General features: G+C 59.2%; 20 protein-coding genes, 6 tRNA genes and 1 other RNA gene. 26 read left to right on the forward strand and 1 reads right to left on the reverse strand.

Going from position 1 to position 21,319, the window contains the following annotated elements; genetic code table 11:
* Nucleotides 1-31: 31 nt before the first annotated feature.
* The 12 genes from SDD30_RS06080 to SDD30_RS06135 all read left to right on the forward strand — a co-directional run bounded on the left by SDD30_RS06080 (nt 32) and on the right by SDD30_RS06135 (nt 8,439).
* A complete protein-coding gene (locus SDD30_RS06080) occupies nt 32-1,192 on the forward strand; it encodes a pyridoxal-phosphate-dependent aminotransferase family protein (protein WP_434074042.1) in 1,161 nt (386 codons plus the stop codon).
* Between the two features lie 142 nt (nt 1,193-1,334).
* Nucleotides 1,335-2,912, forward strand: coding sequence for a phosphoglycerate dehydrogenase (gene serA / locus SDD30_RS06085; protein ID WP_434074043.1), 1,578 nt, complete (start codon nt 1,335-1,337; stop codon nt 2,910-2,912).
* Between the two features lie 91 nt (nt 2,913-3,003).
* Complete coding sequence (gene serS, locus SDD30_RS06090) at nt 3,004-4,287, forward strand: serine--tRNA ligase (protein ID WP_434074044.1); 1,284 nt, start codon at nt 3,004-3,006, stop codon at nt 4,285-4,287.
* Between the two features lie 4 nt (nt 4,288-4,291).
* A complete protein-coding gene (locus tag SDD30_RS06095; protein ID WP_434074045.1) occupies nt 4,292-5,770 on the forward strand; it encodes a sensor histidine kinase in 1,479 nt (492 codons plus the stop codon).
* Nucleotides 5,742-6,407 (forward strand): response regulator, encoded by a 666-nt coding sequence (locus tag SDD30_RS06100; RefSeq protein WP_434074046.1) that lies wholly within the window; start codon nt 5,742-5,744, stop codon nt 6,405-6,407. Before SDD30_RS06095 ends, SDD30_RS06100 begins: the two co-directional genes overlap by 29 nt.
* A gap of 118 nt (nt 6,408-6,525) precedes the next feature.
* A complete protein-coding gene (locus SDD30_RS06105; protein ID WP_434074047.1) occupies nt 6,526-7,038 on the forward strand; it encodes a DoxX family protein in 513 nt (170 codons plus the stop codon).
* Nucleotides 7,039-7,339: 301 nt separating this feature from the next.
* Nucleotides 7,340-7,430 (forward strand) — tRNA-Ser (locus SDD30_RS06110).
* Between the two features lie 12 nt (nt 7,431-7,442).
* Nucleotides 7,443-7,538 (forward strand) — tRNA-Ser (locus tag SDD30_RS06115).
* A 183-nt stretch (nt 7,539-7,721) separates the two neighbouring features.
* Nucleotides 7,722-7,798, forward strand: a tRNA-Arg gene (locus SDD30_RS06120).
* 11 nt (nt 7,799-7,809) lie between these two features.
* Nucleotides 7,810-7,886, forward strand: a tRNA-Arg gene (locus SDD30_RS06125).
* Nucleotides 7,887-7,908: 22 nt separating this feature from the next.
* Entirely contained in the window at nt 7,909-8,361 is a 453-nt protein-coding gene (tadA, locus tag SDD30_RS06130; RefSeq protein WP_434074048.1) for a tRNA adenosine(34) deaminase TadA, read from the forward strand.
* Nucleotides 8,348-8,439 (forward strand) — tRNA-Ser (locus SDD30_RS06135). The genes tadA and SDD30_RS06135 overlap by 14 nt, the downstream gene beginning before the upstream one ends.
* Nucleotides 8,440-8,542: 103 nt before the next feature.
* Here the strand turns inward: SDD30_RS06135 and SDD30_RS06140 are convergent.
* Nucleotides 8,543-9,676 carry a DNA adenine methylase gene (locus SDD30_RS06140; RefSeq protein ID WP_434074049.1) on the reverse strand — a complete coding sequence of 378 codons (1,134 nt, stop codon included), beginning with the start codon at nt 9,674-9,676 and terminating at the stop codon, nt 8,543-8,545.
* 239 nt (nt 9,677-9,915) lie between these two features.
* Here SDD30_RS06140 and SDD30_RS06145 point away from each other — a divergent pair.
* The 14 genes from SDD30_RS06145 (at nt 9,916) to SDD30_RS06210 (ending at nt 21,319) form a co-directional block, all read left to right on the forward strand.
* Nucleotides 9,916-10,010, forward strand: a tRNA-Ser gene (locus SDD30_RS06145).
* A gap of 15 nt (nt 10,011-10,025) precedes the next feature.
* Nucleotides 10,026-10,290: signal recognition particle sRNA large type (gene ffs / locus SDD30_RS06150), an RNA gene on the forward strand.
* Between the two features lie 145 nt (nt 10,291-10,435).
* Nucleotides 10,436-12,307 (forward strand): DNA polymerase III subunit gamma/tau, encoded by a 1,872-nt coding sequence (gene dnaX, locus SDD30_RS06155; protein ID WP_434074050.1) that lies wholly within the window; start codon nt 10,436-10,438, stop codon nt 12,305-12,307.
* A gap of 23 nt (nt 12,308-12,330) precedes the next feature.
* Entirely contained in the window at nt 12,331-12,645 is a 315-nt protein-coding gene (locus tag SDD30_RS06160; RefSeq protein WP_434074051.1) for a YbaB/EbfC family nucleoid-associated protein, read from the forward strand.
* A gap of 1 nt (nt 12,646) precedes the next feature.
* The gene (recR, locus tag SDD30_RS06165) at nt 12,647-13,252 is read left to right on the forward strand and encodes a recombination mediator RecR (RefSeq protein ID WP_434074052.1); all 606 of its coding nucleotides are present in this window, start codon (nt 12,647-12,649) and stop codon (nt 13,250-13,252) included.
* A gap of 96 nt (nt 13,253-13,348) precedes the next feature.
* Nucleotides 13,349-13,573 (forward strand): DUF2508 family protein, encoded by a 225-nt coding sequence (locus tag SDD30_RS06170; RefSeq protein ID WP_434074053.1) that lies wholly within the window; start codon nt 13,349-13,351, stop codon nt 13,571-13,573.
* 12 nt (nt 13,574-13,585) lie between these two features.
* Nucleotides 13,586-13,861 carry a pro-sigmaK processing inhibitor BofA family protein gene (locus SDD30_RS06175; RefSeq protein ID WP_434074054.1) on the forward strand — a complete coding sequence of 92 codons (276 nt, stop codon included), beginning with the start codon at nt 13,586-13,588 and terminating at the stop codon, nt 13,859-13,861.
* Between the two features lie 692 nt (nt 13,862-14,553).
* Complete coding sequence (locus SDD30_RS06180) at nt 14,554-14,889, forward strand: hypothetical protein (RefSeq protein ID WP_434074055.1); 336 nt, start codon at nt 14,554-14,556, stop codon at nt 14,887-14,889.
* Between the two features lie 27 nt (nt 14,890-14,916).
* Nucleotides 14,917-16,014, forward strand: a complete 1,098-nt coding sequence (locus SDD30_RS06185) for a ferredoxin oxidoreductase (RefSeq protein WP_434074056.1) — start codon at nt 14,917-14,919, stop codon at nt 16,012-16,014.
* 321 nt (nt 16,015-16,335) lie between these two features.
* On the forward strand, nt 16,336-17,124 hold the full coding sequence (locus SDD30_RS06190) for a thiamine pyrophosphate-dependent enzyme (protein WP_434074057.1): 789 nt from the start codon (nt 16,336-16,338) through the stop codon (nt 17,122-17,124).
* Nucleotides 17,114-17,695 (forward strand): 2-oxoacid:ferredoxin oxidoreductase subunit gamma family protein, encoded by a 582-nt coding sequence (locus tag SDD30_RS06195; protein WP_434074058.1) that lies wholly within the window; start codon nt 17,114-17,116, stop codon nt 17,693-17,695. Before SDD30_RS06190 ends, SDD30_RS06195 begins: the two co-directional genes overlap by 11 nt.
* 142 nt (nt 17,696-17,837) lie before the next feature.
* On the forward strand, nt 17,838-18,149 hold the full coding sequence (locus SDD30_RS06200) for a 4Fe-4S dicluster domain-containing protein (RefSeq protein ID WP_434074059.1): 312 nt from the start codon (nt 17,838-17,840) through the stop codon (nt 18,147-18,149).
* Nucleotides 18,150-18,560: 411 nt separating this feature from the next.
* Complete coding sequence (locus SDD30_RS06205) at nt 18,561-19,949, forward strand: FAD-binding oxidoreductase (protein ID WP_434074060.1); 1,389 nt, start codon at nt 18,561-18,563, stop codon at nt 19,947-19,949.
* 14 nt (nt 19,950-19,963) lie between these two features.
* Entirely contained in the window at nt 19,964-21,319 is a 1,356-nt protein-coding gene (locus SDD30_RS06210; protein ID WP_434074061.1) for an FAD-binding oxidoreductase, read from the forward strand.

Consider the following 21,319-nt stretch of genomic DNA (forward strand, 5'->3'; position numbering starts at 1 on the left):
ACGATTTTTAGTTTTGAGGAGGTTGTTTTCCATGACTGACAAGCAAATCTTACTTCTACCCGGACCGACGCCGGTGCCGCCGCGGGTGGCCCTGGCCATGGCCCGGCCGGCCATCAATCACCGAGGGCCGGAATTCAAAGCACTCTGGGAAGAGGTAACCGCCGGGCTCAAAGAGGTCTTCCAGACCCGTTCCGAGGTGGTCATTCTGACGGCCTCGGGCACGGCCGGCATGGAGGCGGCCGTGGCCAACCTGATTTCCCCCGGGGAGAAGGTCCTGGCCGTGACCATTGGCGCCTTCGGCGAGCGTTTCATCCAGATCTGCCGCGCCTTTGACGTGGAGGCGGAGGTCCTGGCCTTCCCTTACGGCCAGGCGGCCGACCCGGAGGTTATCGCCGAGCGCCTGGCTGCCGATAGCGGGCAGCAAATTAAAGCTGTCCTGGTGCAGCATAATGAGACCTCGACCGGCGTCCTGAATGACATCCGGGCCATCAGCCGCGCCCGGGGCAACCACCCGGCCCTTCTGATTGTGGACAGCATCAGCGGCTTGGCGGCAGCCGACCTGCCCATGGACGCCTGGCATGTCGATGTGGTCATCGCCGGCTCCCAGAAGGCCTTGATGCTGCCGCCGGGACTGACCATGCTGGCCGTCAACGAGCGCGCCTGGCAGGCGGCCGCGAAGTGTACTAATAAGCGCTTTTACCTGGACATTAAAAAGGCCCGCAGCTCGGGTTTGAAAGGCCAGACGCCCTTTACCCCGGCGGTCGCCCTCCTTTACGGCCTACGGGAATCCCTGCGCCTGCTGCGGGAGGAAACTCTGGCCGGCAGCTTCGCCCGCCATGCCTTGATGCGGGATATGGTCCGCGCCGGGGTACGCGGCCTGGGCCTGGAGCTCCTGGCTGACGATGCCGTAGCCTCGCCGGCAGTGACTGCCGTCTGCGTTCCTGGGGGAATGAAGCCAGCTGATATAATCAATCCTTTACGGGAGAAATTTGGCGTGGTCGTGGCCGGCGGCCAGGGCGAAGTCAAAGATAGAGTGTTCCGCCTCGGCCACCTGGGCTATGTAAGCCTTAACGACGTAATAGCCGGCCTGGCCGCTCTGGAAGCCGTCCTGGTCGACGCTGGCGTGCCGGTGACCCGGGGCGCGGCCGTAGCAGCGGCCGGCGCCATCCTGGGGGAAGGGACGACGCATTAAACCGGTTGATTATGGCAAGGCAAATGGGATGCGGCAGGTGCTTGCAGCTCCGCCAGGACCACCGCGGGAGCAGAAAAAGTCAGCTTGGGGAGCTTGTTTTGGGCATAAGCTTGTTTATACTTCGCAGAGAGGGGATAAGCAAATGCATGTTTTAGCCCTGGATGGTATCGATGAACGCGGCCTGGATCTCCTCCGGGAGGCAGGCCTGGAGGTGACGGCCGGCGGTAAAATGAGCGAGGAAGAAATTAAAGCTGTATTACGGGATTACGAGGCCTTAATTGTCCGCAGCGGCACCAGGGTGACGGCGGCCGCCCTGGCGGCGGCCCGGAAACTGAAGATTATCGGCCGGGCCGGGGTGGGTACCGATAATATCGACGTCGCCGCGGCCACCGAGGCCGGCATTGTGGTGGTTAACGCCCCGGAGGGCAATACCATCGCCGCCGCCGAACATACGATAGCGATGCTGCTGGCCCTGGCCCGCAACATTCCCCAGGCCAGCGCGGCTTTAAAGCAGGGTATCTGGGAGAAGAAGAAGTATGTCGGCGTCGAGCTGCGGGGTAAGGCCCTGGGTGTCATCGGCCTGGGTAAGATCGGCCGGGAGGTGGCCCGCCGCGCCCGGGGCCTGGAAATGAGGGTCCTGGCCCACGACCCCTACGTAGACCCGGAACAGGCCGCCCACCTGGAGATCGAACTGGTGCCATTGGAGGACCTCCTTAGGAAGGCCGACTTTGTTACCGTGCACCTGCCCCTGACGCAGGACACCCGGTACCTCCTGGACCGGGAGAAGCTGGGCCTGATGAAGCCCGGGACCAGGGTGTTGAATGTTGCCCGGGGCGGTATTATTGACGAAACAGCCCTTTATGAAGCCTTGCGATCCGGTCATCTGGCCGGGGCGGCCCTGGATGTCTTCGAAGAAGAACCCCTCCGGGAGAGTCCCCTGTTAGCACTGGAGAACGTTATTGTCACCCCCCATCTGGGGGCTTCCACAGCTGAGGCCCAGGCGGCAGTGGCGGTAGAGGTAGCTGGGGACGTGGTCCGCTGCCTGCGAGGCGAACCCGTCCTGAATGCCGTTAATATCCCGGTGGTCCGCGGTCACCTGGCGGAGGTTCTGCACCCCTACCTGCAACTGGCGGAAAAGCTGGGCAGCTTCCTCGCCCAGCTCATGGAGAGCCCTATTCTCACGGCGGAAATCTGTTTTAATGGTGAACTGGCCCGCTATGACCTGGCCCCTATCACCAGTTCCTTTTTAAAGGGCCTCTTCCGGCCCCTGCTGGCCGACGCCGTTAACTACGTCAACGCTCCCCTGGTGGCCAGGAAGCGAGGCCTCCGCCTTCGGGAGAAGAAGAGCCTAGAGATGGAGTACTATACTAACCTGATCGGCGTCGAGGTCCGGGGCCGACGGGAAAGCCACCGCCTGGCCGGAACCGTCGATCAGGGCGGGGAGCCGCGCCTGGTCAACCTGGACGGTTACAGCGTCGACGCTGTCCCGGCCGGGCACCTGCTGGTGGTGCCCCACCTGGACCGGCCACGGATTATCGGGCCGGTGGCCCTGGTCATCGGCGACCACGGCGTTAATATCGCCAGCATGCAGGTGGGCCGCCGGGAAAAGGGCGGCCAGGCCGTCATGCTCCTGGGAGTGGATTCCGGGGTGCCCCGGCCGGCCCTGGACGCCATTCGCCAGGTGGACGGCGTCTTGGATGTCCGTTATATTAATCTTTAAAGGGACAAACAATATTTGCCCTCCGCCAGCAAGAGTGGCATAATAATGGCAGGATTATCCGCAGTTACTGGTTGAAAGGAGAGCGGCTTTTTTGCTGGATATCAAAGTGGTACGCCAGGATCCCGAGGGGGTGGCCCGGGGATTGGCCCGCCGGGGCCTTAAGGCCGGCCTGGACCACTTCCTGGCCCTGGATGCCCGGCGCCGGAACCTCCTGGTTGAGGTTGAGGGATTGAAAAACAAGCGCAACCAGGTCTCGGCCGAGGTGGCCCGGTTAAAGAAAAGCGGCCAGGATGCATTCGCGTTAATCGCCTCCATGCGGGAGGTGGGTGACCGCATTAAAGAGCTGGATGACCGGGTCCGGGAGGTTGAGGACGAGCTCCAGCAGGAGATGCTGAAGCTGCCCAACGTCCCCCATGCCTCTGTGCCTGAGGGCTTGAGCGACGCCGATAATCAACCCGTCCGCCACTGGGGCGAGCTGCCGCGTTTTGACTTTGAGCCCCGGCCCCACTGGGATTTAGCCGAGGACCTGGGAATTATCGACTTTGAGCGCGGCGGCAAGGTAGCCGGGGCACGTTTCGTCTTTTACCGCGGTGCCGGGGCGCGGCTGGAACGGGCTTTAATCAACTTCATGCTCGACCTGCATACCATCAAGCACGGTTATCAGGAGATCTTTCCTCCCTACCTGGTCAACAGCGCCAGCATGCTGGGCACCGGCCAGCTGCCCAAATTCGCCGAGGATATGTTCCATGTCGAGGGCACGGATTACTACCTCATTCCCACGGCCGAGGTGCCGGTGACCAATCTCTACCGGGGGGAGATCCTGCCGGGCGAGCAGCTGCCTATCTACCACGTGGCCTATAGCGCCTGTTTCCGGGCCGAGGCCGGCGCCGCCGGCCGGGACACCCGCGGCCTCATTCGCCAGCACCAGTTCAACAAGGTGGAGCTGGTCAAGTTCACCCGGCCCGAGGATTCCTATGATGAACTGGAGAAGCTGACCCGGGACGCCGAGGAGGTCCTGCAGCTCCTGGGCCTGTCCTACCGGGTAGTCGCCCTCTGTGCCGGCGACCTGGGCTTTGCGGCGGCCAAGACCTACGACCTGGAGGTATGGTTGCCGGCAGCCGCCACCTACCGGGAGATCTCTTCCTGCAGTAACTTTGAAGACTTCCAGGCCCGCCGGGCCGATATCCGCTTCCGGCCCGGCCCCAAGGAGAAGCCGCGCCTGGTCCATACCTTGAACGGTTCCGGGGTGGCCGTCGGGCGGACAGTGGCCGCCATCCTGGAGAACTACCAGCAGGCGGATGGCTCGGTGCTCATTCCCCCCGCCTTAAAACCCTATATGGGGGGCCTTACAGCCATCAAGCCCGGGCAGGATTAACCCTATGGACCCGGCCATCCATGAGCTGACCGGCCAATACTGGTACTGGTCCCTTTTCTTCTTTATTTACGGCCTGTCCTTCTTTCTCATGGGCTTCGGCATCCTCGTCCGGGCCAGATGGGGGAGCAACCTGACCCTGGGGCGGCGGTTACCCTGCCTGGCCATCTTTGGCCTGTTGCACGGGGCCAGCGAATGGGGCTATATCTTTATCCCGGGTCGGATGGTGGCCGAGGGCTGGCAAACCCTCCGTGGGGCCCTTTTAAACGGCGGCCACGCTCTACTCCTGGCCCTTTCTTATACCTTTTTGCTGGCCTTTGGTATTAACCTTCTGGCGGATACCAGGAACTGGCCCCGCTGGGTAAGGCGCCTGCCGGTCCTGGGCCTGGGGGGCTGGGGCCTGATTTTTTACCTGACCTTTCCTGGCAGCGGGGTGGCTATAGCTCCCTGGCTGGTTTCCGGAGATATCATGGCCCGTTACTTGTTGGCCGTACCGGGGTCTATCCTCAGTGCCACAGCCATCCTGGCCCAGGGAGAGGAGCTGGCCCCCTTGCGCCGGCACTCCCTCAAGTTTTACCTAACCGGTTCCGCCGCGGCCCTGTTTCTTTATACATTTGCCGGGGGCCTGCTGGTGCCGCCGGCGCCTTTTTTCCCCGCCAGTATTCTAAATACCAGCCTGTTAATGGGCCTGGGAGTGCCGGCCCCGGCCCTGCGCATCCTCAGCAGCATCCTGGTGGCCTACTTTATCTTTCGCCTCCTGGAGGTTTACGACGCCGAAGAGCAACGCTACCGGGAGACAGTCCGGGAACGGGAGATGATCTGGCAGGAAAGGGAAAAGATCCGCCGCGACCTCCACGACGGGGTGATCCAGTCCATTTACGGCCTGGCCCTGGGCCTGGAACATAGCCGGGGCCTGCTGGCGGATAACCCGGCGGCAGCAGCCTCCCGGTTACAGGTCCTGTCCCACCAGGCGGAAGGGATAATCGACGACCTGCGGGGTTACCTGGCCGGGCTGCACCTGGGCCGGGAGCTGCCCCCGGACCCGGTGACCATTATTAAGGACCGGGCGGCAGACCTGGGGCAGGATAACGCTTTCAATGTTAGCTGGCACATCCAGGGGACGGCCCCCTCCGGTCTGGATGCTGACCAGCGGGACCATCTCTACCATATGGTGACGGAGATCTTCAGCAATATCCGCCGGCACGCCGGGGCCAGCCAGGTCCGGGTCCAGGTGGACCTGGGAACCGATGGTTTCAAAACGACTATTAAAGATAATGGCACCGGCCTGGCGGGCCTGGCATCGGCCCAGCAGGAATATGGTACTGGCCAGGGCCTGGGCAACCTGCGACAGCGGGCAACCCTGGCCGGGGGCTGGCTGGAAATTCAGGGGCAGCCGGGCCGGGGTACGGCGGTGACCTTCTGGTTGCCCTACGCTGTTGGTGGCGGGAGGGACGGGGATGCCCATCCACGTGGTGCTGGTCGATGATCACGCTGTTGTCCGCGAAGGCTTAAAAGCCCTTCTAAACCGGGAAGCAGATATCGAGGTGGTGGGTGAAACCGGTTCTGCTGCCGGGGTCCTGGACCTGGTGCAGGAAGCCCGGCCGGAGGTAGTAGTTATGGATCTCCAGCTGGGGGCAGGCCAGAACGGCGTTGCGGTCACCCGGGAGCTGGTCAAGAAAAAACCGGCGGTTAAAGTGGTCATCCTTAGTATGTATGATGACGAAGAATTAGTTTTCCGAGCCCTGGAAGCGGGGGCCAAGGGTTATGTTTTAAAAAGAGCCGGGGTGGAGGAGCTGGTGACAGCCATTCGCCTAGTAAATAGCGGCGAGGCCTACCTGGATCCCCGGATAGCGCGGCGGGTAATCGAAGGCCTGCAAAATAGGTTACCCTTCACCCGGGCGGCAGAAAACGCAGAACCGGAGCTCACCGAACGGGAGACTGAGGTTTTACGCCTGGCTGCCGAGGGGCTGACCAATGCCGAGATCGCCCGGCGGCTGGTCATCAGCGTGAAAACCGTCCAGGCCCACCGGGCTAATATCATGCAGAAACTGGGCCTCCACGACCGGGTGGACCTGGTCAAATACGCCATTAAAAGAGGAATCTTGAAGCTGGAGGCTGATTAAACCGCGCCTGGGTAGGGCGGTGAATCGAGGCCGAAAATAGGTCCCCTAACCGATGGGTTCTTTCTTCTCCGGCGTGTATAGTAGAAGTGCGGAAACTATCACAAGGGGGGAGAGGGAAATGCTGAGCTTCCTAAGGGATCGCCGGCTGGGTATTGTCTGGACGGTAGTGCGGCTCTGGTTGGGCTGGCAGTGGTTGGAGGCTGGTCTTCACAAACTGGCCGACCCCAAATGGATGCAAACCGGCGTCGCCCTGAAGGGTTATTGGACTAAAGCAGTGGGTACACCGGACTTGATTCATTACGGTTGGTATAAGGCCTTTTTGAGTGGTTTGCTGAACAGCGGCTCCTACACCTGGTTCGCTAAGCTGATAGCTGTAGGGGAGTTTTTGGTGGGTGTCGGCCTGATTCTGGGAGCGCTAACAGTAATCGCCCTGGCTGCGGGGGCCTTCATGAATCTCAATTATATGCTGGCCGGGACTACCAGTACTAACCCTGTACTGTACACCCTGGCTATTATCCTGCTGCTGGCTGGCAGTGCGGCTTATTACTATGGGGTTGACCGCGTCCTCTTTAACTACCTGCGGCGGGATAGAAATAACGCCCTGGATAACGCCCTGCCGGCCCCTAAGTAGGGTTTCGTACCAGAGGCGCCGTAATCCAGAGCGCGGCTGGAGATAGAGGTAACCTCGGTTTCCCCCAAGAAACCGGGGTTACTCTTTTTCTTTATCTTTTTTCGGCTAGCGTATCTTCCGGAGCCTGTTATATTTGCGCGAGCTTTACAGGCTGCGGGTACGGCCAAATACTGCCCTGCTGGCTACAAACAGGTGGCCGCGCGTTTCCTCGTAAAAGCCGGGGGGAATTTTAGACGGGGGCGGCGGCGAAAACCTTTTGACAGCCACTGGGAGCATGTGTTATACTATCTTTGCTAACCGTGGAGGGGTGTCCGAGCGGTTTATGGAGCTGGTCTTGAAAACCAGTGATGCTCTCACGGGCACCGTGGGTTCGAATCCCACCCCCTCCGCCAGTAAGCTTAGATGGAGAGATGGCCGAGTAGGTCGAAGGCGGTCGCCTGCTAAGCGATTGTACAGGACTAAAACCTGTACCGTGGGTTCGAATCCCACTCTCTCCGCCATATTTTACTGGCGCCTGGAAGGGCGCCAGTAGCCTTTTAGCGGCAATAGTTTTTTCCCTGTCTTACCTTTTAGCCCTCTTACCGCATCACACCGCCCTCTATGGCTTGACTTAAACCGGCAACTCTGCTACAATAGGTCCTGCTGGTAAAAGCAAATAAATAAAATGGATAAAATAAAAGCGTGCGCCCGTAGCTCAACGGGATAGAGTAACTGGCTACGAACCAGGAGGTTGGGGGTTCGAGTCCCTCCGGGCGCGCCATTTTTATCTTTGCGTCTGTAGCTCAGGTGGATAGAGCAGCGGTTTCCTAAACCGCGTGCCGGGGGTTCGAGTCCCTCCAGGCGCACCAGAATAGCAGCGGGGTGGCCTTTATGGACCACCATTTCTATATGGGGGAAGCCCTAGCCGAAGCTAGGCAGGCCTTTGCCCTGGGGGAGGTCCCCATTGGGGTGGTAGTGGTCCTGGGGGACAGGATTATCGCCAGGGCCGGTAACCGCCGGGAAACCAACAACGATCCCACGGCCCATGCCGAGATTCTGGCCCTGCGGTCGGCGGCCGGGGTAATAGGCGACTGGCGGCTAACGGGGGCCACATTGTACGTGACCCTGGAACCCTGCCCCATGTGCGCCGGCGCCCTGGTCCAGGCGCGTATCAGCAGGCTGGTATATGGCGCCCCGGACCTGCGGGCCGGTGCGGTTGATTCTGTACTCAACGTCGTCGAAAATCCCCGCCTGGACCACCAGGTGGAGGTTATTCCCGGCATTAGGGAAGCAGAATGCCGGGAGATCTTAAGAAGTTTTTTCCGCATGCGGAGAGATGGCTGAGCTGGTTGAAGGCGCTCGACTCGAAATCGAGTGAAGGTGATGAGCCTTCCGTGGGTTCGAATCCCACTCTCTCCGCCAAATATGAGCATTAAAAGGGACGCAGCCTTAGAGCGCGCCCCTTTTCATTTTTATTTGGAGTTTATTTGGAGACCTTCATTCGGGCTTATGTCACCCCCAGCCATCAGTAGTTAGTTATCATCAGGTGCTCAGTGGCCTTGTCATTACGGTTCTGAAAGCTGACGAGGTACCGGGTATTGAAGGCGCGGATATTTAAACCTCGATTTTGATAAAGGTTGGCAACAAAAGGGGTATTCTTGATTACCAGCATAAACCTGGCCCGGCACTTATGGCAGAGGTAAGTAGCCAGCCGCTCTTGGTCGCTAGGGCCGAACTTCAGCCGGGCATAGGTGCTGAAATCGCTATCGTAGGGCGGATCCAGGAAAATAAAATCCTCCGGCCCCGGGGCGGTCAGCTCCAGGAATTCCTCGAAATCCAGGCAGAAAATATGCGTCCGCTGCAGGTGCTCCCGGAGTGCCGGGGATTTCAGGTAGGCAATCTTCCGGGCCAGGTCCTTTTCATTATAGGAGATGCCGCCGTAGGGAACATTAAATTCGCCTCGGCAATTGTAACGGAACATGGAGGCGTAGCAGTACTCGCGGATAAAGTAAAAGATGGCCGCAACGGCAGCAGCCTGCAGGGCCAGTTCCTGGCGGCGATTGTAGAGATGACGCAGGTGCATGTAAAAAGCGCTTTTAAAGGCACACTCCATATTATCACGGATATCCGGGCCGGCCAGGGAGCCCCTTTCCCCTTCAATTTTTTTCATCCGGGAGGTTTTGCTGAGGAAGTTCCTGGCGATTTCGCGGAGAAAACCTTCCTGGTGGGTGTTGAAAGGCGGGACGAGGATGCCGGTAAGCGGGCCTTCGTGGCAAGTAATAAAATTCTCCAGCCGGCTGGCCAGGCTGGATGGCGGACAAAGGCCGGCAACATATTCCTGGTACAGGTCGGCCAGAAAATCGCCGTTATCCCTGACAATGGTGGTGAGTAACGCCCAGCTTTTACTGATAGCTTCCAGGCAACGAAGAAATTCCCGGTCACCGGTGCGAATCAGGCTGTACAGGGTGATAAGCTCCGGTGCTTTGTCGTTGATATACATTACGGGCCGGTCGACGGCCAGAAAAACGGCGCCGCCGCCTACGAAGGGGTCGTAATAAGAACGAAAACCAGCCGGCAAGTTAGGCAGGATATAGCGCAGTTCTCTTTCCTTGCCGCCGGCCCATTTTAAAATGGGGCTTAACCTGGGGGCTTGCTGCATGGAGAGGACTCTCTTCCTTGGGGATTGCTGCCTTTCCATGTTAGCAAAAATAGCCGGCAGCGGCAAGGAGTAAACCCGGCGTGGGGCTGCGCCGGCTGGCCTCAGACCCGCGCTCCATCCCTGGATACCGGGGGCCAAAGGCTGAATCAGGGGGGGCCGGCCCCTTGCAATTAACCGCAGTAAGCTGTATAATAAACTCGCTAAAAGATTTGCTTTTTGTTTGACCATCAGTTTTGCGCGGAGAGATGGCTGAGTGGTCGAAAGCGCTCGCCTGGAGAGCGAGTAGACGGGTCACAATCCTGTCTCGTGGGTTCGAATCCCACTCTCTCCGCCACTATTTCAGATTTGACCGTGCTAGACGGGGAGGTAGCGGTGCCCTGTAACCCGCAAACCGCTATAGCGGGGTCGAAGTCCCACTGGCGGGCCTGACCTGTGGGGTCCGGCCGGTGTAAGGGGCGAAGAGAACCGGGTCCTGCGCGACGAGAACTCATGAACCCCGTCAGGTCCGGGAGGAAGCAGCGGTAAGTGAGCATCCTCGGGTGCCGCAGGGGCACCTGGTTGGAGTTACCTGCACCGGTAACGCCCGGAGGCCATGTTCAACAGTGGGTGCACGGTCAGCTAAAGTGACAAGAAGGGATTATTCGCTCAGGGAATAATCCCTTTTTTACATACCCGTACTTACTGTACCCGCTTCGGGCTAGTCGAGCAGGGGGCTGGCGGGTACAGGCGGAGCATTCATGGCTAAAGAAGGTGAAGGAATTGGCTCAGTACCAGGCCCTGTACCGGCAGTGGCGGCCGCGCACCTTTGCTGAGGTGGTGGGACAGGAACATATCACCCGGACCCTCCTCAATGCCCTGCGGACCGGGCGCCTGGTCCATGCCTATCTTTTCTGCGGTCCCAGGGGAACGGGGAAGACCAGTACAGCCAAAATCCTGGCCCGGGCCATCAATTGCCTGGACCCCCGGGAGGGGGAACCCTGTAACGAGTGCGCCAACTGCCAACGCATCCTGGTCGGCAATTCCTTGGACGTCCTGGAGATGGACGCCGCCTCCAACCGGGGGATTGATGAGATCCGCGATTTAATCGCCAAGATACCCCTGGGTCCCGTAGAGGGCCGTTATAAGGTTTACATCATCGACGAAGTCCATATGCTGACGCCGGAGGCTTTCAACGCCCTGCTGAAAACCCTGGAGGAACCCCCGGCCCATGCCGTCTTTATCCTGGCCACCACTGAACCGCGCAAGGTCCTGCCGACTATCCTTTCCCGTTGCCAGCGCTTTGATTTCCATCCCCTGACGGTGCAGGCCATTGCCGGGCGCCTGCAGGAGGTGGCCGCAGCCAACGGGGTGGAAATCGAACCGGCGGCCCTTAGCCTGTTATCCCGCAAGGCTGCCGGCGGTTTACGGGATGCTCTCAGCCTGCTGGACCAGATCCTGGCCAGCGGCGGCCAAGGGCCGGTAACGGCCCACCAGGTGGCAGTTACCCTGGGTACAGCACGGTTGGATACCCTGCTGGAGCTAACTGCCGCCCTGGTTGCCGGCGATGGCGGCCGCGTCCTGCACCTGGTAGACGCATCCGTAGGGACCGGGATGGAACCCCAACGCTTGCTGGAGGATCTGCTGGACCACACCCGCAACCTGCTTCTCTTAAAGGCTGATCCCAGTGCCGGGAATTTAACCGGGCTCCTGCCGGAGGAAGTGGAGCAGGTAGCGGCCCAGGCGCGGGGTTTTGACCACCACCGCCTGCTGGACCTCATGGCGAGATTGCAGCAGGGTGGGGTAGACTTACGCCGCAGCAGCCAGCCGCGGGTAATCCTGGAGATGACCCTGGCCGGTTTTCTGGTAGCGCCGGGGCCATCCCTGGCGGACCTGAGGCGCCGGGTGACAGAATTGGAAGAGCGCCTGGCGGTCTTGGAGGCAAGCAGACCCTCGGGTGCCGGGGATAGGGGGACCGCCCGTCGCGGCCCAGGGGACAGGCCGGGGCTTGACCGGAGCCAGCGGATGGTTACCGCACCCCACACCACCCCAACCACTCCGGTGGGCAGGGCTACCGGGGTCGTTCATGTCGGCCCGGTAGACGCCGGGCCCGGAAATGCCCGCGCCAGCTTGATGGGGGCCGGACCGGCGGAAACTGCCGCCACGGCCGAACCCGGGAACGGCTCCCGACAGGGCAGCAGGGAACCCGCCCCTACCGGGGGTAGCCTGCCTTCTTCCTCCGGTCCGGTGCCAGAGGCCGGCGCAGGCGGCTCCGAGACTGGCACCGCCGCATCAACCGGCAGTCCGGCCACCCTGCCGGAGCTGGATCTGGCGGCGATCCAGGCCCGCTGGCCGGAGGTCCTGGCGGCCGCCCGCCGGGAGAGCATCCAGCTCCAGGCCTTCCTCCGAGAGGGAGAACCGGTAGCCATAGAGGGGCAGGCCCTGATCCTGGCCGTCAAAATCGACTTTCACCGGGGAATGCTGGAGCAGCCGGCCAACAAGGAAAAGGTAGAAGCAGCCCTGGCAGCGGTATTCGGTCAGCCCTTAAAGCTGATTATTACCTCCGGGAAACCCTCCCCACCGGTGGATAATGACGATACCGTCACCAGGATGGTTAACTTTTTTGGGAAAGACAAAGTGGAGATTAAGGATTAACGAGACTAAAGGAGGCATAAACAATGAGTATGGGCAATATGAACAAAATGATGAAGCAGATGCAGAAGATGCAGGCCCAGGTGGCCAAACTGCAGGAGGAACTGGGGGAAAAGACGGTTGAGGCCAGCGCCGGGGGCGGGGTCGTCAAGGTAGTCGCCAATGGCCGGCAGGAGATCCTGAGTATTAAAATCGACCCGGCGGCTGTCGACCCCGAGGATGTGGAGATGCTCCAGGACCTGATCCTGGCCGCAGTCAATGAAGCCCTGCACCAGTCCAAAGAGATGGTTGCCGGCGAGATGGCAAAAATTACCGGCAATATGCGCCTGCCGGGGTTCTAAGATGCAATATCCGGAACCCCTCAGCAAGCTGATTGCCGCCCTCGGCCACCTGCCCGGCATCGGTCCCAAGACGGCCCAGCGCCTGGCCTTCCATCTCCTTAAGGTCCCGGCCAATGAAGCCCGGAGCCTGGCGGCAGCCATCCTGGAGGCGCGCCAGAAGACCATCTATTGCTCCATCTGCGGCAATTATACTGATCAAGACCCCTGCCGCCTTTGTAGCGATCCGGGGCGGGATCATACCTGCATCTGCGTTGTCGAGGAGGCCCGGGACATCGTGGCCCTGGAGAAGACCCGCCAGTACCGGGGGGTCTACCATGTCCTCCAGGGTGCCATCTCCCCCATGGATGGGATTGGTCCGGAACAGCTGCGGATCAAAGAGCTCCTGGCCAGGCTTCGGGATGGCCGCGTCCGGGAGGTCATCCTGGCTACCAATGCCGATGTGGAGGGGGAGTCAACAGCCCTTTACCTGGACAAGCTCTTAAAAACAATGGGAGTTAAGGTTACCCGCCTGGCCTACGGCCTGCCCGTCGGCGGCGACCTGGAATACGCCGATGAAGTTACCCTGGCCCGGGCCTTTGCCGGTCGCCGGGAAATAGACGGGAAATAGAATAGATGTTTTACGGCCAAGCCTACAAAAAGTTGGCAAGAAATTATTCCCAGCTGCATATCCTATCACCAAAGGCAGTTGGGAGGTGGCCGTATAATGGAATTGGGACTCAGGGAAGAACTGGCCGGGGTGGCAGAGGCTATCAGGGAGGCCAGGGAGGAATGGCTGGCGGCCCAGCGTTTTTTTGCTGAAGTTACGGAGCCGGAACTGGTGGACCAGGCCATCTTCCGGCTGGAAGCGGCGGAAAGAAGATACATGTACCTGTGGAAGGTAGTGCGCAACCAGGGAAAAGCTTTGGGAAATCCGTTGACAAATACGTAAGGGGTGGTGGCTGTGGTTGGCGAGACCATCCAGCTTCTCTTTGCGGCTCTCTTTCTCCTCTTCCTGGTCTATCTCCTGGGGAGCATCTTTCTCAAACCCCTGAGGCTGGTCTTTAAGATCCTCATCAACTCTTTCTTCGGCCTGCTCATCCTTTGGGCCTTTAACTTCTTCGGTGCCTATTTTCACTTTTTTATCCCCTTGAACTGGCTGACGGTTTTAATCGTCGGTTTCCTGGGCCTACCCGGCCTGGTCCTGCTAATCTTTTTACGCCTGGTCCTGGGGTCGTAAGCTTACCACCTGCTGGTTTTGCGCCGGTGTTAGCACCAGTCCGAATTGTTATTTTACCCTGCCGCGGCTGCTACCTGGCGCAAGGGCATTTATCTCTGACACGAAAGCCCGCTGGACCCGGGCTTTTTTATTTTCCTCATAGTTCTACCTAGGGTGGAACATACTAGGGACATGGCAGGTCTACCAGAAATTTTATAAATACCTGTTTCGCCATGAAGGCCGACCAGGGTTGGGCTGTAGCCATTTTAACTAATGCCGCCCATACCACCGGGCGGCATTAGCAAGGATGAAAATGGCCATAGGTCTCATTTACAGCGAATGGGAGGACTGCCTCTTTAAGGAAAACAGATGGGACGGGGTGAGAGCTGGCGCGGTTTATCGAGGCTTATGTTGGCGAGTACGGCAGTGGCAAATCAGAGAACGCCGTTAACCGGGCTATCTTTCTCAGGCGCCAGGGGCTGGTAGTCACCCTGGCGGACCTGGATACCGTTGAGCCCTGCTATACCCTGCGGCCTTTAAAGCAAAGGCTGCAAGGGCAAGGCATCCAGGTCCTGGGCTGGGAGACCGGCCAAGTAACGGGTTGGGGTGAGGCCGGGACTATTCTCCATCCGGCGGTACGCTGGGCCCTGCAGCGGGAAGGCAGTGTAATCATCGATGTCGGTTACGGTGTGGCGGGAGCAGGGACCCTACTTTTGCTGGAGGGTATAAAAAGAGACCCCGATCTCCAAGTACTAGCAGTTATCAACACCACCCGGCCGTTAACTTCTACGGTGCCGGCTATTATTGACCACGTTCGCTCCCTGGGCCGGGTGGATGGGTTAATCAATAACACCCATTTGGGTGCTGGGACGACTGCTGGCGTTATCCAGTCCGGGGCTGCGCTGGTGACGGCCGCAGCCCGGGAGCTGGCTATCCCGGTGGTGGCCACGGTAGTAATGGCTGAACTGGCACCCTTAATCGGAGATCACGACCGGGAGGGTAACCCCGTCCGGAAAATTCACCGCTATATGCCCCAGGCCTTTTGGTAGAACCCTATTTTCGGAGGAAGTGAACTGATGTTTACTCAAGAAGGTACCAAACCCATCACCGGTGAGCAGCGGGCCTTTATGACCGGCAACGAAGTTGTCGCCTGGGCCGCCCTGGCGGCCGGGGCCAACATTATGTACGGCTACCCCATTACTCCCCAGAACGAGATTATGCACTACTGGACCCGTCTCGCCCCTAAATACGGCCGGGGTTTTTTACAAACCGAAGATGAAATCTCTGCCGGCTTTACTACTGCTGGCGGGGTTCTGGCCGGTAAGAGGGCCTTTACGGCCACTGCCGGGCCCGGTAACGTCCTCATGCAGGAGGCTATGTCCATGGCCGAGATGATGCGCCTGCCAACCGTAGTAATCGTTACCCAGCGGGGAGGCCCGTCTACGGCTACTGTAATTTATTCCCAGCAGGAACTCAACCTGACCTGCTTCGGCGGCAATGGTGAGGGGTTAAGGATTGTTTATTCCACCTCCTCCCATGAAGACCTTTTTCACTATACCATCAAGGCCTTCCATACCGCCTGGAAATACCGCTTCCCCACCTTTGTCCTGGGGGATGGTTATCAATCCAAGATGCGGGAACCGGTTACCATCTACGACCCTGAGGCCAGAGGTATTACCATGGCGGGGTGCCAGCCCATGCTGGGCCTGCCGGGCCTGCCCGGGGTAGACCGTGAACCGGCCCACTTGCGCAACACCTTTAACCTGGAGGATGAACTCTACGATCGCCTGGCGGCGTCAATCAAAGACTACCAGGCGATGGCTCCAGAGGTGACGGAGTGGGATACCTACGCCATTGACGACGCCGAACTGCTGATTATTGCCCATGGGGTTGTTTCCCGGGCTGCCCGGGCGGCTGTAGCCGCCCTGCGCAAGGCTGGTGTCAAGGCCGGCTATTTCCGGCCCATCACCCTGCGGCCCTTCCCGGAGGATGCCCTGCAGCCCCTGGCTGCCGGGGTGCAGCGGATCCTGGTGGTCGAATCAGCCCACGGCCAGCTGGAACGCCAGGTTAGGGCCAGCCTTTACGGCCTGGCGACACCCATCAGCAGCTACCTGCGTCCGGGCATGGGCATCACCCCGGAGGAAATCCTCCGCATCGCTCAACACGAAGGATAAAAATGCAGGTGGAGGCAGGGGCTGGAGGGTACAGGCGGAAGGCGACTTGGTTCGAGGCGCCGGCAAACTCAGTGAAACCGTAGCGCGGCGGCGGTGAACGGGATGGGGATCGTAACGTGGCTTCAGAAAAGAGAAGTATCACACCTCGTTATGATTGATCAAAGGGATAAAACCAAGCCACCCCCGCCGCCGAGGAAGGCTGAGCGCTAAGTTTGCTCGCCGAGAACCACGGAGCCTGAAGCCTGTAGCCGCCAGCCCCGCAGCGATAATGTAAGTCACAACCTTTTTTAACAGGACCATATTTACGAAGGAGTTGGTTTTATGGCCCTGGTTGCCCAGCCCCAGATGCCCCGGGTCTGGCGGGCGGAGACTAAACCCCATAAGTTTTGCCCCGGCTGCGGCCACGGCATCATCCTTAAGGCCCTGGGCGAAGCCATTGACGCCCTGGGAATTCAGGAACGGACCATCTTCGGCTGCGATATCGGCTGCTCCCTCCTTTCCTGGGACTTCTTCAACCTGGATACCATCCAGACCCATCATGGCCGGACAACCCCGGTCCTGGTGGGGATGAAACGGGTGCGCCCGGAACTGGTGGTCGTTTCCTACATGGGTGACGGCGGCGCCTATGCCATCGGCGCCCAGCACCTCGTCAGCAGCTCTGTGCGTAACGAACTGGTGACTATTATCGTCGTCAATAATACCCAGTACGGCATGACCGGCGGCCAGATGGCACCCACCACCCTACCCGGGCAGAAAACTGAGACTACTCCCTATGGCCGCGACGTCAAGCTAACGGGGCGGCCTATGCTGGGACCGGAACTGGTGGCGGCCATTGCCCCGCCGGGGGCTTATGTAGCCCGGGGTAGCATCGCCAATGTCATCCAGCTTAAGAACTTCATTCGGAAAGGCCTGCAGAACCAGATGGAGGGCCGGGGGATCGCCTTTATCGAAGCCCTCTCCGCCTGCCCGACTAACTGGCGTACCAATGCCGCCGAAACCTGGCGCTTCGTCGAAAAGGAAATGACCGCTTATTTCCCCATCGGGGAATTGCGGATCCCTGACGAGGCAAAGGGTAAACGGCCCCAGGAGGAATCACCAGGTGAGCCTTAACATTAAGATTGCCCTGGCCGGGGAAGGGGGCCAGGGGGTCCAATCCATAGCCGAGATTCTGACGGAAGCAGCCTACCATAAAGGCTACCAGGCTTTGTATATCCCTAATTTTGGCGTCGAGCAAAGGGGCGGCGTGTCGGTAGCCTTCGTTCAGGTGAGCAATGAGCCGGTGAGTGCTCCCAAGTTTACTACCGGAGATATTGTCGTGGCCCTGAGCCGCCGGGCCGTCGAGCGCGTTCAGCAATATACCGGCCCGGCGACGACCCTTGTATACGACGCCAGCCTGGAGGAGGATGTCCGGCGATTATATGGGGCTAAACAAAAACGCCTGGCCATCCCAGCCCTGGAGATAGCCCAGCAGGAGATGCATCCTCGGGTTTTTAATGTCATTATCCTGGGGGTACTGGTGGGACTAACAGGTTTTTTGGAGCGGCCAGCGGTAGAGCAGGCCCTGGAACGTCAGTTCGGTCATAAATTTGCCCGGGATCCCCGCCTGCGGGACCTCAACTACCGTGCCCTGGAGCGCGGTTTCCAGCTGGGGAGTAAGCCGGAGTTGACACAGGGTAGCTGACGCCCGCTGCTTCCGCGAAACTAGAAAAGTTCCGGCTAAAGGGGCGATAAGTTGCGCCCGCAGGGAACCTGCCTCACCCTAGCAGCAGGATGACATTAGCAACCATTTTTGGCAGAACCCTATTTTCGAAGGAGCGAGGGTGATGAGTGTAGCCTTTAAGGCGATCGTAACCGAGAACGGCAAGGGGATCTTTCATCTTTTCCCGGCCCTGTGTAAAGGCTGCGGGCTGTGTATCGAGAAATGCCCGGTGGATACCATCGGCTGGGCTAAACAGCTGGGGGCCTTCGGTACGCCGGTGGTCGAGCCCGGCCACGGTAAGCCCTGCATTGCCTGTAAGAAATGCCAGCTGGTCTGTCCCGATGCCGCCATCTGGATTGAGCGCCGCGTTGCCGGGAAACAGCCTGACCAGGAAGAAAACCCGGCGTTACACATCGTCCAGGGTGGCACAACCTGAGGTTCACCCAGATCCCGGCCTGCCTGGCCGGGATCTATAATAACCGGGCAGGTCTGACAATTAGACCAATTTGCCGAAAAGGCATTGACAGGAGTACCGGGCGGTGGTATAGTGAAGATACATAAAGGACAATATTAAAACTTTTTATTAAGCATGGATATATTGTGACTGGTTTCTCATGATTTTGGATAGCCAATGGCGGGGGTAACGAAACAAAGGGGAGAGGGGAGGTAGAGAAGCACTGGTAAGGCCATAAGACAGGCGTTTTTCGACATATGGTTTTATAACCTTTGCTCACCGTCTGGATAACAGACGGCAACAAATCTTTCTACCTTATTCACCGCATTCACCGCCGGCGAAGCGGTTTCCTGGAAAGATATGTTTTTTAAATGGGGAAGGGGAGACGGCTGAATGATCGATCAAGCAACCCTGGGTGAACTGGTAAGTATTGTCGGCAAGGAAAATGTCCTCACCTCGAAAATTTCCCTAAATACCTACATGTATGACGCCTCCCTTGTTTACGGCCAGCCTGATGTCATTACCTATGTTAAGAATCCCCAGGAGATAGCGGCTATTTTGAAACTGGCTAGCACTAAAAAGATCCCGGTAACCCCCCGGGGTGGGGGTACCTGTTTGAGCGGTGGTGCCGTACCCCAGCGCGGGGGCATTGTCCTGGTGATGACCAAGATGAACCGTATTCTGGAGATTGACCCCGAAAACCGGGTGGCAGTGGTCGAGCCAGGTGTCACCAATATGGAACTCCAGAAGGCTGTGGCACCTTATGGTTTGGTTTATATGCCGGACCCGGCCAGTCAAAAGGTATCCACCATGGGCGGCAACCTGGGAGAAAACTCCGGCGGCATGCGGGGCATCAAGTACGGCCTGACCAAGGATCACATTATCGGTATGGAGCTGGTCTTATCTGACGGGGAAATTGTCCAAATTGGGGGCAAATTGGAACCTATCGCCCAGGAACTCAACCTCAACGCCATTATTATCGGCTCAGAGGGTAACTTGGGTGTGGCCACCAAGATTATCTGCAAACTAACCCCGGCGCCCAAGGCCAACCGCACCATGCTGGCCTCTTACAATACCCTGGAGGATGCCGGGACCTCCGTATCCGCCATCATCTCCCACGGCATTATCCCCTGTACGCTGGAACTCATGGATAACAAGATCATTAATGCCGTCGAAGACTGGCTGCATATCGGCCTGCCCACGAAGGCAGGGGCGATCCTCCTTATTGAAGTCGACGGCTGGGATGCTGGCCTGGATCGCCAGGCCGAGGAGATCATGGCCATCTGCCGCGAGAACGGGGCAACAGATATCAAGCTGGCCCAGAATGCCCGGGAACGGGATAACCTCTGGACGGCGCGGCGGATGGCCATTGGGGCCATCGGTCGCCTGGCCCCCAATTACGATATGGAGGACGCCACCGTACCCCGGACAAAGCTGCCGCTAATTCTCAAAGAAGTCGGCCGCTTGAGTGAGGAATACCATGTCCCCATTGGTATGCTGGCCCACGCTGGGGACGGCAACCTGCACCCCCTGGTATTATTTGACGAGCGGAATAAAGAGGAGATGGCCAGGGTGGAAAAGGTCCGGGCAGCCCTTTTCCGTAGCGCCCTGGACATGGGGGGCACCCTGTCAGGTGAACACGGCATCGGCCTGGCCAAGCTTGATTTTGTCCCCTGGGCCTTTAGCCAGGAGGAGCTCCAGTTCCTGCGCCGGGAACGCCTGGCCTTCGATCCCAGTGACACCTTAAACGCCGGTAAAACCGTTCCGGAAACGGCGGCCTGAGGAGGTTAGAGAAGATGCGGCAGGAGATTATTGCAGCCCTGGAAAAGATCGTCGGTCACGAGAACTGCCGGGTGGAGGAGACTGTACGGCGACAACATGGTTTTGGCGAGGCCCTGCCTGATGCCGTCCTTTTCCCCGAAGACAGCCAGCAGGTAGCTGCCGTAGTAAAGCTGGCTGCGGCGGAGGGGCTCCCGGTTATTCCTTGGGGTGCCGGTACCATGGCCCCCTGGGGCTTGCTGCCCTTTAATGGCGGTCTGGCCATCAACCTTACCCTGATGAACAAGATCCTGGAGTATGATTATGAGAATATGACGGCCGATGTCGAAGCTGGCCTCAGCCTGAAAGATTTACGGCAGGCCCTGCGGGTCCACAACCTGTACTGGCCGGTAGAACCGGTAGAACCGGATAACTGTACTGTAGGCGGCTGTGTAGCTACCAGCGCCTCCGGTCCCAGTAAGCTGGGTTACGGCGACACCAAGTTCCATATTTTGGGCCTGGAGGTCGTGCTACCCACCGGCGAGATTATCCGCACCGGTGGCAAGACGGTAAAGAACGTCCAGGATTATGATAATACGCGCTTTTTGGCCGGTTCCTGGGGCAGCCTGGGGATTATCACCAAGATCATCCTGAAGCTGCGGCCCATCCCGGAAAAGGAAGCGACCTTTTTCCTGGCCTGCAAGGATCTGGAGACGGCTATTGCCGCCGCCCGGACCATCAGGAACGAGACCCTGGCCATCGCCCTGGAGTTCCTGGACGGTGTGGCCATGCAGGTCCTGGACCGGGCCGGTTACCATTCCGGCGGGCAAGGCCCGGGCGTCCTGGCGCTCTTTAACGGTTTTACGGAACAGGTGGAGGCCCAACTGGCTTACCTGAAGGAAAAGTATAAAGACGCCCGGATCCTGGAAGGGGATGAAGCAGCAGTCGCCTGGCAGGCCCGGCGGCAGCTCTGGCCCCAGTTCGCCGGCGAGAAGGGGGCTATCCTGGCCAGTGCAGCAGTGCCTTTTACGGCTCTGGCTGAGTTTTTAACGAAAGCCAGGGCGGAATTGGACCAGAACCGCAAAGGGGCGGCCCTGGTAGCTCACTTCGGCAACAGCCACGTGCATATCCTCCTCGATCAGGCACCGAAGGATCTGGACGGTGTCCGGGAACTGGTGGACCGCCTGGCCTCCCTGGCGGAAAGCCTGGGCGGTTACCTGGTGCTGGATAATACCGGGGATTTGAGCTATACTCGGCGCCGGGTGGCAGCCAGGGGGCGGGTCATCTTTGAGCTTTTGCAGCGGGTCAAGGCGGCCTTTGATCCCAGGGGCATCATGACCCCTAACAGTAAAGTCCTGGCCTATGTTAGTACGGATACCAGGGCAGTTTCTTAG

The sequence above is a fragment of the Moorella naiadis (nom. illeg.) genome, from assembly GCF_051020825.1.
GTDB lineage: Bacteria > Bacillota > DSM-521 > Neomoorellales > Neomoorellaceae > Neomoorella > Neomoorella naiadis.

Bases quoted from the DNA above. Each gene is read 5' to 3' on its own strand.
- SDD30_RS06080 (WP_434074042.1), top strand. From the start codon at position 32: ATGACTGACAAGCAAATCTTACTTCTACCCGGACCGACGCCGGTGCCG.
- serA (WP_434074043.1), top strand. From the start codon at position 1,335: ATGCATGTTTTAGCCCTGGATGGTATCGATGAACGCGGCCTGGATCTC.
- SDD30_RS06095 (WP_434074045.1), top strand. From the start codon at position 4,292: ATGGACCCGGCCATCCATGAGCTGACCGGCCAATACTGGTACTGGTCC.
- SDD30_RS06100 (WP_434074046.1), top strand. From the start codon at position 5,742: ATGCCCATCCACGTGGTGCTGGTCGATGATCACGCTGTTGTCCGCGAA.
- SDD30_RS06105 (WP_434074047.1), top strand. From the start codon at position 6,526: ATGCTGAGCTTCCTAAGGGATCGCCGGCTGGGTATTGTCTGGACGGTA.
- tadA (WP_434074048.1), top strand. From the start codon at position 7,909: ATGGACCACCATTTCTATATGGGGGAAGCCCTAGCCGAAGCTAGGCAG.
- SDD30_RS06140 (WP_434074049.1), bottom strand. From the start codon at position 9,676: ATGCAGCAAGCCCCCAGGTTAAGCCCCATTTTAAAATGGGCCGGCGGC.
- SDD30_RS06160 (WP_434074051.1), top strand. From the start codon at position 12,331: ATGAGTATGGGCAATATGAACAAAATGATGAAGCAGATGCAGAAGATG.
- recR (WP_434074052.1), top strand. From the start codon at position 12,647: ATGCAATATCCGGAACCCCTCAGCAAGCTGATTGCCGCCCTCGGCCAC.
- SDD30_RS06170 (WP_434074053.1), top strand. From the start codon at position 13,349: ATGGAATTGGGACTCAGGGAAGAACTGGCCGGGGTGGCAGAGGCTATC.
- SDD30_RS06185 (WP_434074056.1), top strand. From the start codon at position 14,917: ATGTTTACTCAAGAAGGTACCAAACCCATCACCGGTGAGCAGCGGGCC.
- SDD30_RS06190 (WP_434074057.1), top strand. From the start codon at position 16,336: ATGGCCCTGGTTGCCCAGCCCCAGATGCCCCGGGTCTGGCGGGCGGAG.
- SDD30_RS06200 (WP_434074059.1), top strand. From the start codon at position 17,838: ATGAGTGTAGCCTTTAAGGCGATCGTAACCGAGAACGGCAAGGGGATC.
- SDD30_RS06205 (WP_434074060.1), top strand. From the start codon at position 18,561: ATGATCGATCAAGCAACCCTGGGTGAACTGGTAAGTATTGTCGGCAAG.
- SDD30_RS06210 (WP_434074061.1), top strand. From the start codon at position 19,964: ATGCGGCAGGAGATTATTGCAGCCCTGGAAAAGATCGTCGGTCACGAG.